The sequence below is a fragment of the Neorhizobium sp. BETTINA12A genome (genome assembly GCF_023006485.1).
In the GTDB taxonomy this organism is placed as follows: Bacteria; Pseudomonadota; Alphaproteobacteria; order Rhizobiales; family Rhizobiaceae; genus Neorhizobium.
This window is the reverse complement of record NZ_JALBGW010000114.1, coordinates 1-14,867: the sequence shown is the minus strand read 5'-3', so window position 1 is coordinate 14,867 and position 14,867 is coordinate 1. Positions and strand designations below refer to the sequence as shown.

The window sequence follows — 14,867 nt, the reverse complement described above, 5'->3', positions numbered from 1 at the left end:
TTCCAGCAGCGAGCGGGCGAAGCGCGACGCGAGCCGCGGGCCGACGGCGCGGCCCATGGCCGTGGAGCCGGTTGCGGAGACGAGCGGGATCTTGTCGTGATCGACGAGGACTTCGCCGATATCGCGCCCGCCGATCAGAACGGTCGAGAGGTTCTTCGGGGCCTTCCCGCCATCCGCAACGAAACGGGCGAGCGCCTTTTCGAAGATTGCCTGGGTGGCGAGCGCGGTCAGCGGTGTCTTTTCGGACGGCTTCCAGACGGTGGAATTGCCGCAGACGATGGCGAGCGCCGCATTCCAGGACCAGACCGCGACCGGGAAATTGAAGGCGGAGATGATGCCGATGGCGCCGAGCGGATGCCAGGTTTCCATCATCCGGTGTTCGGAACGTTCGGTGGCGATGGTCAGGCCATAGAGCTGGCGGGACAGGCCGACCGCGAAATCGCAGATGTCGATCATTTCCTGTACTTCGCCGAGGCCTTCGGAGGTGACCTTGCCGACCTCGATGGAGACGAGCCGGCCGAGTGCGGTCTTGGCCGCGCGCAGTTCCTCGCCGAGCAGGCGGATCAGTTCGCCGCGCTTCGGAGCCGGCACCAGCCGCCATTCGAGAAAGGCCGCATGGGCTGCGTCGATCGCTTTTGCGGCGCCGGCGGCGGTTTCTTCCGGCAGTCTGCCGATTTCCAGGCCGGTGATCGGCGAACGGACGGCGAGCGTGCCGCCAGTATAGCTTTCGGCTTTCACGCCGAGACCGCCCAGAATGTTTTTCACCTCAGCGGCGAGATCGAGTGTGGCGAGCGTCATGTCAGTCTCCGGATGGGTAATTTTCGTCAATCTACAAATCGGTGGCGGTTTCGCAATCAGAACCGCTCGCCGGCGAAATGGGCGACCTGTGCGCCCGCCTCGTAATAGGCTTCCTTGATGGCGCGGAAGGCCGGTTCCTGCGGGTTAGAAAGCGGTAGCGGCAGATCGGCCTCGGAGATCTCTCCGAGGATATGTCTTGCAAGCAGCTTGCCGAACGTCGTGCCGGGCGCGATGCCCCGGCCGTTATAGCCCGAAAAACCGATCGTGTTGCGGCCGAATTTGTGGAGGCGGGGCAAAGCGTTGTCGGTCATGCCGATCTTGCCGTACCACTCGGCCTCGAATTCCACCTCGCCGAGCTGCGGGAAGATGCGCTTCAGCGAGCGCCGAGCCCAGCTTTTATGGATCGCCGTACCTGTTCCACGCAAGGCGCCGACGGAGCCGAAGACCAGCCGGCCTGCCTGATCCATGCGGAAGGAGGAGAGGATTTCCTTTGTGTCCCAGCAACCCTCGCGCCCGGCAAGGATGGAGCGGCGGAGGTTGTCGCTGAGCGGCGTGGTGGCGAGATTGAAATAGGGCAGGTGCACCTGCTCGCGCCGCACCTCTTCCCAAGGGCCTGTACTGTAGGCATCGGTTGCGACGATCACCCAATCGGCTGTAACCTGGCCGAAAGCGGTCCTGACGAATTTTCGGCCGTCGATCTCACCGGTGCCGATGACGGCGCTGCCGGTGTGGAGCTTGGCGCCGGCCTTCACCGCCGCATGGGCAAGACCACGCGCATAGCCGAGCGGTTGCAGCGTTCCGGCACGCATGTCGAGCAGCGATCCGGAATAGGCGGTGGAACCGACACGCCGTTCCGTCTCGGCGGCATCGAGCAAAGTCACCGGGGCGCCGCGCGCCTGCCATTGCCGGGCGCGCTCCTCCAGTTCCTTCACCCCTTCCGGGCCAACGGCGCAATGCAGCGTGCCGTTCTTTTCGAGCTCGCAGGCGATGGCGTGTTTGTCGATCAGCTCGCGGACGAGGGCGGGGCCGTTGCCGAGCAGGTCGAGCAGGCGTTCACCGTAAACCGGGCCGAGTTCCTTGGGGAAATCGTCGGGCATCACCCACATGCCGGCATTGATGAGGCCGACATTGCGGCCGGCACCGCCGAAACCGATCTCGGCCGCTTCGAGCAGCACGACATTGGTCCCCGCTTGCGCAAGATGCAGCGCGGCCGAGAGACCGGTATATCCGCCGCCGACAATCACCACATCGGCCGAGATCGTCTCCTCCAACCGGGTGGTGAGCGGCGGTGCGGGGGCGGTCTTTTCCCAGAGGCCGTGAGAGCGGGGATCGTTCAGCATGATGATTGTCCGGGAGTGTTGGTTGCCAACTCTTTACAGGGAGCCGTTATCGATGAATATCGACATGTTCTCAACAGATCATTCGCTGGAGGAATGACATGCTGCCGCCCCGGCGCTTTCTCCCGTCATTCTCGCTGCTTTCCGCCTTCGAGGCGGCGGCCCGCACCGGCAGCGTCACGGCTGCGGCAAACGAGCTTGGCCTCACCCAGAGCGCCGTCAGCCGCCAGATTTCGGCGCTCGAGAGACAACTCGGCGTGGCTTTGTTCTTACGCGAACGCCAGACGATCCGGTTGACGCTTGCCGGAGACGGGTATGCCCGCGAGGTGCGGGAGGCGCTCAGGCGCATTTCGCATGCCTCGCTCAATCTCAGGGCCAATCCTTCCGGCGGCACGCTGAACCTTGCCATCCTGCCGTTTTTCGGCACGCGCTGGCTGACGCCGCGGATCGGGCGTTTTCTCGATGCGCATCCGGGCATGGTCGTGAACCTGATCACACGGCTCGAACCGTTCGATTTCCGGTTCGACACGCTGGATGCCGCCATTCATTTCGGTGCGGCTCGCTGGCCGGGCGCGGCGCTTACCTTCCTGATGGATGAGGAAGTGCTGCCCGCATGCAGTCCGGAGTTCAAGGCGCGGCACAATCTTCAAACTCCGGCCGACGTGCTGCAGGCGCCGCTACTGCATCTCAATACCCGGCCGGACGCCTGGGAATTGTGGTTTTCAAAGAACCGCATCACGTTCGATGCCTTGCATGGGATGCTGTTTGACCAGTTCATCACCATGGTCGAGGCGGCAACCGCCGGCCTCGGTGCCGCGCTGCTGCCGCGGTTCCTGATCGGCCGGGAGCTGGAGCAGGGCCTGCTGGTGCCGGCCGTGGACGCCGAGAGGATGGAGGCCGGCCAATATCATCTCGCCTATCCGCCCGACCGAGCCACCTATCCGCCACTTGCGGCTTTCAGGGAGTGGATCATCCAGGAGATCCACAGGCAAGAGATTCACCAGGATGCGCTTGCGAACGGCGGTCGCATCGGCCAATAGTCGGACATGTCCATCATGATCGCGAAGGCGATCCGACCGACGGGAAGACGTCCATGAAACCTATTTTCGTCCAGCTCCGCTGCAAGCCCGGCAAGACCTACGAGGTTGCCGACGCCATCTACAAGACCGAGCTAGCGTCCGAACTTTATTCGACCAGCGGCGAATGGGACCTGCTGTTGAAGGTCTACATCAAGGACAACGACGAGATCGGCCGCTTCGTAAACGAGAAGATCGCCTCGATTCCGGGCATCGAACGTTCGTTGACGACGATGACCTTCACAGCGTTCTGAGCGCAAAAAAAAGCCGCCACAGGGCCGGCTTTTTGGATTGGATTTAAAAATCTCAGGCATGCGCCGCCGAGGCGCTGTTGCGCGAGCGAACCAGCTCGCGGATGGCAAGACGCACTTCGTCGGCAGAGCCGAAACGCTGCTCGTCCAGATCGATGACATGGAATTTAACGGCGATGAATTTCAGCCGATCCGCGTCAGGAATGACAATACCGACGGGCTCGCCGCCGAACTCGATTACTTGCTTCTGCATGGCAGACTCCCGCTTTGGCTGCTTGCGACGCAGCTCTGGCGAATGAAAATTTTCAGGAACGATTGAACTGAAGCGTTACATTCGACAGCACGGAAGGGAGCGGCGATCCGTGCCATTCATTTTGAACGCGGCCTCACCAAAGGCGGCGACGCGGACGAATTTAAACATGTCACTCTCCCTTCATGGCGTTGCGCGAAAGTCGGCGAGACTCAGCAGGCCGAACGAAAATCAACTGTAGGCGAGTCCCACAAAATGATCAACGGAAATCAATCTACCTAGAATTTTTTTCCGACTGATGACAGGAAGAAGGCCGAATTGTGAAATTTCATTCGCGATTCCTGATCATTGCCTGTCAGCCCTGAGATAGGTGGCTTTTCCATCCAAGCAAGGATCGAGAGTGGAAAATTTCCGGCAAAGCCCGGATCGACCGGCTCAAATTTCCGAGAGCAGGGTTTCGATCCGATCCACCAACCCGTCTGCGCTCTCGCGGCTGAGACATAGCGGCGGACGCAGGACAATGCGCTTCGGTATGCTATCGTCCACGATAAACCCGGGTCGTAGCCGTTCGCCGAGGTTCGCAGCCTCGTCCGACAGATCGACCACGAGCAGCAAGCCGCTGCCGGTCACGGCACGGATCGCCGGAAAGCGTTCGGCCAGGCTTTCGAGCCGCGTCTTCAGATGGCCGCCGATCTCGCGGGTGTTCTCCCGCAATTGCTCTTCCCTGATGACATCGAGCGCCGCTGCGGCCGCTGCTGCTTCAACCGGAGAGATCGTCCGCGGACGTTCGTCGGCGGCAAGGCTTGCCGCGATTTCGGGCCGTGTCAGCAGAAGCGCCGTCGCCCCTCCGTCCGGTCCGTCGGCGATCAGAAAGTCAGGCGCCAGGCCCCGGTGCGAGAAACCCCAGGTGTGGTGGCCAAGACGGCCGTAGCCCGTTCCGGTTTCGTCGACGACCAGCAGGCCGGCCTTCTCTCGAAGTTCGGCCAGCGGCTCGTCGAGGTGCAAGGCCTCGTCGTAACCGTTCGCGAGCACGGCTGCGATATCCTCGAGATCGTGGATCATGTCGGCTGCGGTGCCGATGGCGGGGACAGTGAAAAGGTCCGGATCGCGGCGGTTCACCCGGAAACCCGGCAGGCCGATGATCCGGGCCTTGTTCGTGTGGGCGCGGACGAGCCGGAAGGCGAGATCCAGAGCGTCGCCACGGCTGGCCGCAAACGCGACATGGTTCAAACCTTCAGGCGCAAGCTCAGCCAGTTGCACTCGCAACACCTCCTCCGGCTCAGATGGATGGCTCGTGGCGCGGTTGAGCAGGATGGTCTGGCGGTAGGTCGCGGCGGCGAGGCGTGGATGTCCGTGGCCGATCAGCGGCGCCTGGCCGCCGAGATCGAGCGCGGTGCGCCCCGTTGCGTCGAAGAGATATTCCTTCCAGCCGCGCACCGGTTGATCGGAATGTTTCGGAGCCGGGGCATTCGCATCGATGCCGAGCAATGCAGCCGGGGAAGGACATAACCTCGACCACCTGCCGACCCCGGTCGGCGTGCAGAAAAGCGGCGGCACGAGATCCGGATCGAGGCAGAACCTGAGCCGCAGGCCGCCTATCGAGTTGTCCGCTCCGGCGATCACGCCGATCGGGTCGCCTGCGGCGAGTTCCGTCTCTTCGGCAAGCGTACATTCGAGGCCTTCGACATGCAGGGTCAGGTCGCGTCCGACAAGGACAAGGCGGGGGCCGGCGCTTTTCAGCGTCCCGGCAAAAGGCGCCACTGCCGTTATCCGGGCGGGGATACAGGCATCGATATGGAGCGCGAAACTTTCCGGCTCCTGCTGCGGGTCGGTGCTGCCTTTCGAAAGTCGGTATTCGCCGTAACGGGTGCTGGCGCGGCCGGTCTCCCGGGAAATGTGGGCAAGCAGCTTCCAGTCGTTGTCGGTGTCCGTCCAGTTTCCGCCGTAGAGAAGCGGACTGGTGACGCTCAGGTCCACCAGCCGGAAAGTTTCCGGGTCGATATCGAGCAGGAGCCGGCCGATTTCCGGCAACGGCTTCGTCATTCCCGTGGCATCGAGGATGGCTGCAAAGACCTGTGCCGGGGAAACGGCGGTTGCGCCATTGAGCACCGCACGGCGTTTCTCGGTCTCCTCCTTTGCTTGCGGATCATCGGGCGACAACGCTTGCCGGCTCTCGGCTTCGGCGGCGAGGATGCCGGTGCGGGCGACGACCAGCGGCCACAGGGCTTCGAGCTCGGCCAGGGTGAAAGGATAGATCTCGTGGTAGGCGCGGATCGCCGGCAGTAGGGCGAATGGATCTCCATCGCGGTCCGCGAGCAGGTAGGCACAAGTATTGGCGAAACCGGCAACGAGCCAGCCATTGGAAATGCCTGAGAAATCCGTCACGCCGGTCGGCATCCATGTGCCTCCCGTATCTTCGCCGATGACGGTTCCGGCATTCAGGTTCTGATGTGCCGCCGCGACCCTGAGGCCCGGGCCGAGCGGCTGGATGCGCCGAAGCGCCGTCACCATCGCCTTGGCGATCACGTCGCGGATTTCCTGGTCGGCGACGGTGGACAGAAGCGAGACCGTCTGGGGGCCGGCCTTGCGCAGGTCGCCTTCCGGCTCGCGCTCGAGGACCGGATGTTCGAAATCCTGGAGGCTTTTCGCAAGCTCGGCCGAGATCGATCCGAAGGCGGCGACGGATCGATCCGACAGTTTTTCACCGGTCGGCGGCGGGGCACCTTCCAGGAATGTCAGGAGGCGGACACGCCGGTCTTCGCCGCCGAGCGGCAGGACAAGCATATCGCCGCCGTCCTTGGTCATCACCGGTTCGGGAACTCGCGGCCCGTCGGGACTGCGCAGGATATGGCGCATCAAGGCGTGTTCCGCCTCGATCTCCTCGATGGGATCGTTGGCGGGCGATACTTTGAGCAGATAGCGCAAGTGGCCGTTGTCGATCAGGAAGTAGGGGTTCTGCCGTCCCTCGATCGGGAAGATCTGCCCGGAAAGCCCGTAGTGGTCGCGTAGAACGCCCTCGATCGCGTCGATCGAAAGGTCGTTTGCAGGAGGCTCGATGAGTTCTGGCAGGACGTCGGACATGAACCTCTCCGGAAGGGCGCTTCCGAAGAGGATAGAGCGTTAAAGGCCTGCGTCCATAGGCCTTTTCACCGACATTGGCTAGGTCTTAGCCCATACGCTCCGAAGCGTAGGAACCGGGGCTCGGCGGGAAGACGACGGTACGATTGCCGTTGATGAAGGTACGGTGATGGATATGGGCGTGGATGGCGCGCGCCAGGACCTGGCTTTCGACGTCGCGGCCGAGCGAAACATAGTCGTCGGCCGACTGCGCATGGGTGATGCGCACGGTGTCCTGCTCGATGATCGGGCCTTCGTCGAGATCAGCGGTGACGTAATGCGCCGTCGCGCCGATCAGTTTTACGCCGCGGGTATAGGCCTGCTTGTAGGGATTGGCACCCTTGAAGCTCGGCAGGAAGGAGTGGTGGATATTGATGATCTTGCCGGACATCTTCCTGCAGAGACTGTCGGACAGAACCTGCATGTAGCGGGCCAGCACGATGAGTTCCGTGCCGCTCTGCTCGACCAGATCGAGAAGCTGGGCTTCGGCCTGCGGTTTGTTTTCCTTCGTCACCTTGATGTGGTGGAAGGGGATGTCATTGTTGACGACCTGTTTCTGGTAGTCGAAATGGTTGGAGACGACGCCGACGATATCGATCGGAAGCGCGCCGATCTTCCAGCGGTAGAGGAGGTCGTTCAGGCAGTGGCCGAAACGGGAGACCATCAGGAGAACCTTCATCCGCTCATCGGTATCGAAGATCTCCCATTCCATCTCGAATCGGCCGGCGATCGGCTTGAAGCCTTCGAGCAGCGCCGGTCGCTCGGCGCCTTCTTCGGAGAGAAAGCTGACGCGCATGAAGAACTTGCCCGTGTCGAGGTCATCGAACTGCGATGAGTCGATGATGTTGCAACCCTTTTCCGCCAGAAAGCCGGAAATCGCCGCGACAATGCCGCGCGTCGTCTTGCAGGAAACGGTCAGGACGTAGTTGTTCATGCAAATTCTCCCTCCTCTGCCATCGATCGGCCATTCCGTGTATACATAAAATTGGTGCCGGACAATATCCAGCCCCTATGGGACAGGAAAATGCCCAACGAGGCCCGAGCTTGGTTCTAGAATGTGTACAGGCCGCCTTGTTTTTATGTCTCGGCAAGCTTCTTACCTCCCGACCTTAAAGCCAGCCACCCAAAATTCCGTTCCCTTTGCGCCGTCGGCGCGCGCATCACCGCCGCGGAAGCCGCTTCGAGCAACGATTCGCATTTACTTGACGTTATGGTGGCGGGTTGCCGTTTCGCACTGCAGGAAGATTTGAAGCAGAGGTCCTGAAAGGTTGGCCAGAATCGGTGACCGGCCGCAAATGCAGGTTCTCCCTCGCCCCTTTTCGGAACAGTTCCGCCTGCGATCGGTAAAATCGCCCCCGATAGTTTAAGCCTTTATCAGCAAGACCGGGCGTATTGCTGTTATAGTGATGGAAAAACCGCCGGCATGGCTATGATGGACGCCCGAAATAAATCCCCGTCCGCCGGGGAAGTATCGCCACTGCTGCCACGCTCGGCTTCCGAACCGTTGACCTTCAACGGCACGATTGGGCTTTTCACGCCGCCGTCGAACGGTACCCAGCCGTCGAGCACTGCCGTGCTGTTCGCCAGCCCCTGGGGGCTGGAGGAAATGTGCACGCGCAAATTCTGGCGCATCATTTCCGAAAAGCTTGCCGATCGCGGTGTTGCCAGCCTGCGGTTCGATTATCCCGGCACCGGCGACGCGCTTGACGATATCGATTTCGAAGGCGGGCTTTCCGTCTGGTCCGACAGTCTCGTTTCCGCTGCCGCGCATCTCAAGGAGCTTTCCGGCTGCGAGCGCATCGCCGTCATCTCGCAGGGGCTGGGGGCGCTCGTCGCCACCAGGGCCGCCGAGGAGATCGAGGCGCTCGCCGCCATCGTTTATATGGCGCCGGTCGTTTCCGGCCGTCTGCATATCCGCGAGCTCGCGGTCTGGTCCAGGGTGGTCGACGAAAATCTGGGCCTTACCGAAGAACAGCATAGTGAAATCGGCGTCTCTATCGCGTCGCTCACCATGCCCAGTGAGATCGCCGACGAGGTTCGCAACGTCAATCTGTTAAAGGTCGACCGGCCGCCTGCACCGCGCGTGCTGGTCGTCGGCCGGGCCGATCGGCCCTCCGACAAGGAGTTTGCCGTTCGGTTGCGGGCGCTTGGCGCCGATGTGGATGAACAACCTTTCGAAGGTTACGACAAGCTCGTCTCAAACCCGGTGATCGTCAAGTTGCCGCTGACGGTTGCCGATAATCTGACGAACTGGATCGTCGCATTACCGTCCGGACCGGCTGCTTCCGCACCATCGCGCTCGCCGGCGCCGGCGGCCCCTCTCGCTGGCGACGGCTTTACCGAAACGCCGGCACGCTTCGGTCTCAACAGCCATCTTTTCGGAGTTCTCTGCGAGCCATTGCACGATCGCGCCGGCGCGACGGTGCTTTTCCTGACATCGGCCTATGACCGGCATGCCGGCTGGGGCCGTTCGACGGTGGGGCTGGCTCGCGCGCTTGCGCGTTCCGGCATTCCGTCGTTGCGTTTCGACACGGCCAATGTCGGTGACAGTCCGCCGGTGCCTGGCCGGCTGGACCAGGTTCTCTATCATTCGGACCAGAATGCCGATGTCTCGGAAGCGATCGATTTCCTCGAAGCCTGCAGCATGACACCGGTCGTCGTCGCCGGCCGCTGCAGCGGCGCCTTTCTCGGCTTCCAGGCATCACTCGTCGAACCGCGCATCGCTGGCAATGTCGCGGTCAATCCGGCGGTCCTCCGCTGGCGCCCCGGCCGGTCCGTCGAGGACATGATCGTCAGTGGCGCGCGTAGTCTTCGGGACTACCGCAAGCGGGCCTTGCGGGCCGATACGTTCAAACGCATCCTGAGGGGCGAGGTCGATACCGTCGCCGCGGTCCGCAATATCGCCAAAAGTCTCGGCAACCGGGCCATGGGCAAGGTCTTCCATGCTTTCCGCGGGTTCCTGCCGGAGGGACGGGCGATCTACGGTGCCTTCCGCACCCTCCACCAGCGTGGCATGCCCGTTTCGCTGATTTACAGCGAGAGCGATCTTGGTCTCGAACAGTACGATTTCTATTTCGGCCATGACGGATCGGGCCTGGCTCGCTTTCCAAACGTATCGCCGAAAATCATTCCGGATGCCGATCACAACCTGACGCCCGAGCATGCCCGCAAGGTCTATCTCGAGGCATTGAGGGAAATGGCTTTCCGGTTTCCTCTGGAAGAAGACGTCTATTAAAAGCGGACGGATCGGTCGCTGCCGAGTGATCGGATCATGCCAGCGGGCCGTTCGGCGGTCTTGGAAAGCGTGGCAAGGCGGATGCGCCTGATTTCGCCCGGCGCCAGATGGAATCCATTGTCCGCCGCGCAGTAATTGTCGCATTCGATGCTGACCGTCTGCGCGAAGATGTCGGTCGAAATCTCCAGCCAGAATTCCCCCTCATCCTCGGTGACCGAGACCGTGATCTCGGCATCATGAAAAGCATTGGCACGCCCGAGCGGAAAATGGAAAGCTTCCGAGAGGATCTCGCCGGTTTCCTCATGCCTGAGGCGTGCCACCGTCACATCGTGGGAAGGTGGGCCGAAACGATAGGCATGGTTCGCGTCGAAAAAGGCGCCGAACAGGTCGATCGAAGCAACGCTCGCGCTGCTTCCGGCTTTAAGCGTCAGATCGCGGCGGCCCGATACGACCGGCATCCTGCCCTCCCGCAGGCAGGCGATCTCCAGAACCGCCGGCAGATCGTTCGGCGTTTCATTGATGAGATGAACATCCAGCCCATTGGTGCTCTCGTCGGCAAACACGACCTGGATCGGCCGGAAGGCGCGCTTCAGCGCAAACCAGGCCGGTTTCGGCCTGCCGTGGACGTCAACGACGCCCCAACCTGGGCCGCTCATGACATCCTGCAAGGTGAAGGCGAGCGCACCGTTGCAGGTCGAGCCCGGCCGCCGCCATTCGGCGAAAGCCGCCTCCATCACTTCGCCGGTCACGGCACGGGAAAGGGCGAGATACCGTTCCGGCTGCTGCGCTCTCAGCGCCACGGGATCGACACCGTAGAGCGTGCCCAGATAATGGTCGCGCACGTCTTCGAAATCCCAGTCAGCTCCGGTGTCGCGCGGGATGCCGGCCTTGCCGCCGGCGAGGGTTTCCGACGCGGAGAGGTTGGAGAAAGCCAGGCACTCGGCTGCGAAACGGACGTTCGCCCGCCGTGCATCGTCGAGCGGCCGTTTGTAGGCCCCGACACCGTAATAATGGGCGACGCCCGCATTCGGATAAAAAGGCAATGCGCCGCCTGAAGGGGAATTGGCCACATAGGGGAGATCCGGCCGGCACTCGCCGGCGAAAGTGCCAAGGATCTCTTCGCAGAGTGGACCTTTCCAGATGCGTTCCGGCAGGCCGAGCATCGCGCCCTGCTGATAGACCTCGCTGCCGCCGCAAAGGACCGCAAGCGACGGTGAGGCTTGTGTCGCTGTCAGGAACTGCTCGACCTCGGTTTTCACGTGAATCATGAAGTCCGGATCGCCGGCGGGATAGTCGAAATTGGCGAACATCAGGTCCTGCCAGACCAGCAGGCCGAGTTCGTCGCATAGCGCAAAGAATTCCGGGCTTTCATAGGTCGCGATGCCTGGAATGCGGATCATGTTCATGCCCGCTTCTTTGGCGAGCCTCAGCCAGGGTTCGTAGCTCGCGCGGTCGCCGGGCAGCTTTGCGATGTCGGCGGAAGTCCAGACGGCACCGCGGCAGAATATTTTCCGACCGTTGACGACGACGGCGAAGTCATCGCCATCGGTGCCGCGATCGACCGTCAGGTTTCGAAAGCCGGTGCGGACGATCGGGAACTCCTTGTCCTCGATCTTGAGTGTCACGTCGTACAGTGCCGGCTCGCCATGGGTATGCGGCCACCAGGGTTTTATCCCCGGCAAGCAAAGCTCGGCCGAATATCGTCCACCGTCGTTCGCGAAGCGCGCCTCGGTGCCGTTGCAGACAAGCCGGAAATCCCGGGGCGGTCCGTCGAAAGCAAAGCCGACATTCAAAATGCCTGTTCCGCTCCCATCGAGCGTCGCCGAAACCGCAAACTCCCTCTTCTCTCCCGCAGGGAGAAGGTGGCCTGTGGGACCGGATGAGGGGGGCGAAGCGAAGCGATTGTCGTCGACACGCATCATCGAAATCGGCCGCCAGGGCCCCACCGCATGAATCTCGGGGCTCCAACCGGGCATGAAGCCCAGCGCGGTGGTGCGGATCAGCCGAAGCCCCTGCTGGTTCATCAGCCGCGGTCGCCAGCGGGCGCGAGGCCCGGTCCTGCCCAGATGCGGTCTCAAGGCCCGAAAGCAGATCGCCAGCGTTTCCGTGCCAGTCAACTCGACCGCAACATCATGGCTTTCGAACATGCTGGCCGAGGACAGGATAGGCGTCTCGTCGAGAAACACCTCGGCCACCGTCGCAAGCCCCGCAAACCGCAGGATAGCGGATCCGGGCGTTTCACCGGCAAGCGAGCGGCGATACCAGGCATCCTTGTCTATCAGCGGCTCGGGATTGTTGCGGTCGAAGCGGCCTGCGGCTTCCAGGGCGGCGGCGACCGTGCCCGGCACCATGGCTGGCAGGTATTCCAGATCCGAAGGAAGGTCGGCCGGCAGGGTGTAGGCGCCTGGCGCGGTCAACGTCAAAGACCAGCCTTCGGCAAGAAGGCTGGTCTTTGACCCGATCGGGATAAGAAGGCTCACGCGGCCTCGCGGGTCTGGGTCAGCGTCGAGGCCAGGTCGCGCATCAACAGGTCCCAGGCATCAGCGGCCGGATCGAGCGCCGTTGCGAGCGGCTCGAACTTCTTGCGGGTGAGGGCGCGGGCAAGTTGGAACTGGGTGGATTTTGCCACTTCCGAAATCTTCAGCGCCTGCTGTTCTGACTGAGCGAACGCGTTGGGGTTCAGCCATGCGAGATGGCTCGCCAGCAGCTCGAAATTGGCGCCGAGCTGGCGGAGCGTGTTGAACGCATATTTGTGGAAGAAGCCAAAATCCCTGTCGGCAATCCGCTCGACCTGCTCTGGAAAAACTTTCGCAAAGGCCCGGATCGGATTGTCCTCCGGCCGCCGGGCAAAATGATGCCTGAGCAGTTTCCATGCGGTCTCGCGAATTTCCCTCACCTCCGGATAGGCCGCCGGAAACTTGGCGAATTCCGTATAAGGCAGGAAGGGCAGCGCGTCCGGGGCCGCGTTCAACTGGAACAGGCCATCGAAATCTTCGCCGGAAAGGGTGAAGAAGCCGCCATTGTGGAAATAGTCGAGCCCGCGGCTTTCGAGGTCGAGCCGGTTGATGGCCACCGTCGTCTTGCCGTGCTCCTGGCGATAGGCGACGCCGCGCGTATCGGGCAGATAAAAGCTGTCGAGTTCGACCAGCGTCAGCCGGCCGCGGCGGATCTGCTCCGCGACATGCCGTTCCGGCCGGTCGAAGATCGCCAGTTCGGTCACGCGAATGCCGAACAGGGTTTCGAGATCCTCCAGCGGCACCTTGAAGAAGGTGAACTGGTCGCCTTCGAAATCCTGGGTCAGGGTGAAACCAAGCATCGCTTCCGGCGGCAGACCCTGCGCCGAAAGCACTTCGATCCACAGATCGATGTAACAGTTCGTCTCCGGCCACATGCGCTCGGCCGAATGCAGCGCATGCGTCGTGTAGTTGCCCGGATCGAGCGCGGGAAACACCGCCGTCATGGGATCAGCCCCAGAGCGTGGCACGGACGTGTTCCGGCCACTCCTTCACGTCCAGACCGTGGGTGTGGAAAAGCGCGAGCGCAATTCGTTCCAGGCCGAAACCGACGCAGGCCGTATGCGCGACGCTGCCGTCTTCCAGGTTGAGGCCCCATTTCAGGCCGAAACTGTCTTGGTGATAGTTGAAGCTCATGCAGGCGGTCGGCTGGGCAACGGAGGCGATCGGGATCAGCAGTTCGAACTTCAGGTTCTGATCGCGCTGGTTGTTGACCAGTATCTTGCCGGCGCGGCCGAAGAAAGGATCGTTGGCGATGTCGATGGTGACGTCGAGGCCGACGGACTTCATCATCTCGACGCCCCGGTCCATCCACAGCTGGCGGAAATCGGTCACGTGTTGTTCGGTCCCCATGCAGACATATTCGCGCATGCGGAAAAGCTGCTGGCGGGCCGGATCCTTGGAGGGCTCGTGGCGGAAGCAGTAGCTCTGCAGGTCGAAAAGACCGCCGCCGGCGGGCAGGTTGCCGCGGCGCGCAACGGTCGGGTAGAGCGGATAGCAGGCCGCCGGCGTCAGCACGATGTCGGTCGCTTCCTGGCCCTTGGTCCAGTCCTCCTCGCCGACTTCCATGCATTTCAGCAGGCTCATGTGGTCGAGTTCGTTGCCGCAGAACGAGTGAACCGTGCCGGCGAGCTGCGGAAAGCTCTTCATATAGCCGCTGGTCTCGAAGAAGGCGCGGTTCATGCCCGGCGGGAAGCGCATCGCCTCCGCGCCGTCGGCACCGCCGACCTTGTCGATCAGCCGCTCGAAGGCGGCAATGACGTCTTCGAACTGGCCGCTGCGGCCATACAGTCCGTCGACGCCGGTCTCGATCAGCAGGCCAGCGTCGAACAGGCGGTCGAGAAAGGAAACTTGCAGATCCATGGATTCACCTCATTCTTTAAACGATTACATCTGAAGTGATGGGGCGTCAGCCGAGCAGGCTGGTGTCCGGTTTTTGAACGAGCAGCATGGTCGACGTATTGCCGAGAATGCGGTCGTTGGAAATCATCAGCTGGGCGGAATGCGCGTCGCGAAGATGCCGTCCGAGACTATAGGGCGTACCGTTCTTGTAGCCCATGATGCCGCAGATGATCATCGCCTGGTTGATGATGGTCAGGATCGTCTCGGAAGAGGCGAGCTTGATATTGTTCATGGCGATCGAAAAGGCCATGGACGACAGTTTGTCGGGATCGTGTTTCGCATCCGCGTAGGTCTTGAGGCCCGACAGGATATTGCCCTTGAGCAGCTGCAGCAGGTTCGACGCTTCGGCGAGCCTCAGCGCGCCGGGCGGCTGGGTGCCGCCCGCCTT

At 62.1% G+C, this 14,867-nt stretch carries 12 protein-coding genes; 3 read left to right on the top strand and 9 right to left on the bottom strand.

The genetic code is table 11. The features are described 5' to 3' along the window. Positions 1–798, bottom strand: a 798-nt coding sequence (locus MOV61_RS21700) for an aldehyde dehydrogenase family protein (RefSeq protein ID WP_247138051.1), incomplete at its 3' end; no start/stop codon positions are given. A 56-nt stretch (positions 799–854) separates the two neighbouring features. Then, on the bottom strand, positions 855–2,138 hold the full coding sequence (locus tag MOV61_RS21695; RefSeq protein ID WP_247138050.1) for an FAD-binding oxidoreductase: 1,284 nt from the start codon (positions 2,136–2,138) through the stop codon (positions 855–857). Positions 2,139–2,236: 98 nt separating this feature from the next. Between MOV61_RS21695 and MOV61_RS21690 the strand changes: the two genes are divergently transcribed. Further along, complete coding sequence (locus MOV61_RS21690; protein ID WP_247138049.1) at positions 2,237–3,175, top strand: LysR family transcriptional regulator; 939 nt, start codon at positions 2,237–2,239, stop codon at positions 3,173–3,175. 53 nt (positions 3,176–3,228) lie between these two features. Continuing rightward, positions 3,229–3,465, top strand: a complete 237-nt coding sequence (locus tag MOV61_RS21685) for an Lrp/AsnC ligand binding domain-containing protein (RefSeq protein ID WP_038547100.1) — start codon at positions 3,229–3,231, stop codon at positions 3,463–3,465. A gap of 52 nt (positions 3,466–3,517) precedes the next feature. Here MOV61_RS21685 and MOV61_RS21680 read toward each other — a convergent pair whose 3' ends face one another. From MOV61_RS21680 to purU, 3 genes are all read right to left on the bottom strand, one after another. After that, complete coding sequence (locus MOV61_RS21680) at positions 3,518–3,715, bottom strand: hypothetical protein (RefSeq protein WP_038591355.1); 198 nt, start codon at positions 3,713–3,715, stop codon at positions 3,518–3,520. A 432-nt stretch (positions 3,716–4,147) separates the two neighbouring features. Beyond that, a complete protein-coding gene (locus MOV61_RS21675; protein ID WP_247138048.1) occupies positions 4,148–6,793 on the bottom strand; it encodes an aminotransferase class III-fold pyridoxal phosphate-dependent enzyme in 2,646 nt (881 codons plus the stop codon). A gap of 85 nt (positions 6,794–6,878) precedes the next feature. Beyond that, complete coding sequence (purU, locus tag MOV61_RS21670; protein ID WP_247138047.1) at positions 6,879–7,763, bottom strand: formyltetrahydrofolate deformylase; 885 nt, start codon at positions 7,761–7,763, stop codon at positions 6,879–6,881. A 489-nt stretch (positions 7,764–8,252) separates the two neighbouring features. Between purU and MOV61_RS21665 the strand changes: the two genes are divergently transcribed. After that, positions 8,253–10,064 (top strand): alpha/beta fold hydrolase, encoded by a 1,812-nt coding sequence (locus tag MOV61_RS21665; RefSeq protein ID WP_247138046.1) that lies wholly within the window; start codon positions 8,253–8,255, stop codon positions 10,062–10,064. Here the strand turns inward: MOV61_RS21665 and MOV61_RS21660 are convergent. The 4 genes from MOV61_RS21660 to MOV61_RS21645 form a co-directional block, all read right to left on the bottom strand. After that, the gene (locus MOV61_RS21660; protein ID WP_247138045.1) at positions 10,061–12,544 is read right to left on the bottom strand and encodes a glycosyl hydrolase 2 galactose-binding domain-containing protein; all 2,484 of its coding nucleotides are present in this window, start codon (positions 12,542–12,544) and stop codon (positions 10,061–10,063) included. The genes MOV61_RS21665 and MOV61_RS21660 overlap by 4 nt on opposite strands. Then, positions 12,541–13,524, bottom strand: a complete 984-nt coding sequence (locus tag MOV61_RS21655; RefSeq protein ID WP_247138044.1) for a DUF1839 family protein — start codon at positions 13,522–13,524, stop codon at positions 12,541–12,543. Before MOV61_RS21655 ends, MOV61_RS21660 begins: the two co-directional genes overlap by 4 nt. Before the next feature lie 4 nt (positions 13,525–13,528). Next, positions 13,529–14,440, bottom strand: coding sequence for an amino acid--[acyl-carrier-protein] ligase (locus tag MOV61_RS21650; protein ID WP_247138043.1), 912 nt, complete (start codon positions 14,438–14,440; stop codon positions 13,529–13,531). Between the two features lie 46 nt (positions 14,441–14,486). After that, the coding region (locus tag MOV61_RS21645) for an acyl-CoA dehydrogenase family protein (RefSeq protein ID WP_258718956.1) at positions 14,487–14,867 on the bottom strand (381 nt) is incomplete at its 5' end.

What these genes read in the sequence shown, in the direction of transcription:
- MOV61_RS21695 (WP_247138050.1), bottom strand. Translation starts at nt 2,138, where the DNA reads ATGCTGAACGATCCCCGCTCTCACGGCCTCTGGGAAAAGACCGCCCCC.
- MOV61_RS21690 (WP_247138049.1), top strand. Translation starts at nt 2,237, where the DNA reads ATGCTGCCGCCCCGGCGCTTTCTCCCGTCATTCTCGCTGCTTTCCGCC.
- MOV61_RS21685 (WP_038547100.1), top strand. Translation starts at nt 3,229, where the DNA reads ATGAAACCTATTTTCGTCCAGCTCCGCTGCAAGCCCGGCAAGACCTAC.
- MOV61_RS21680 (WP_038591355.1), bottom strand. Translation starts at nt 3,715, where the DNA reads ATGCAGAAGCAAGTAATCGAGTTCGGCGGCGAGCCCGTCGGTATTGTC.
- MOV61_RS21675 (WP_247138048.1), bottom strand. Translation starts at nt 6,793, where the DNA reads ATGTCCGACGTCCTGCCAGAACTCATCGAGCCTCCTGCAAACGACCTT.
- purU (WP_247138047.1), bottom strand. Translation starts at nt 7,763, where the DNA reads ATGAACAACTACGTCCTGACCGTTTCCTGCAAGACGACGCGCGGCATT.
- MOV61_RS21665 (WP_247138046.1), top strand. Translation starts at nt 8,253, where the DNA reads ATGGCTATGATGGACGCCCGAAATAAATCCCCGTCCGCCGGGGAAGTA.
- MOV61_RS21655 (WP_247138044.1), bottom strand. Translation starts at nt 13,524, where the DNA reads ATGACGGCGGTGTTTCCCGCGCTCGATCCGGGCAACTACACGACGCAT.
- MOV61_RS21650 (WP_247138043.1), bottom strand. Translation starts at nt 14,440, where the DNA reads ATGGATCTGCAAGTTTCCTTTCTCGACCGCCTGTTCGACGCTGGCCTG.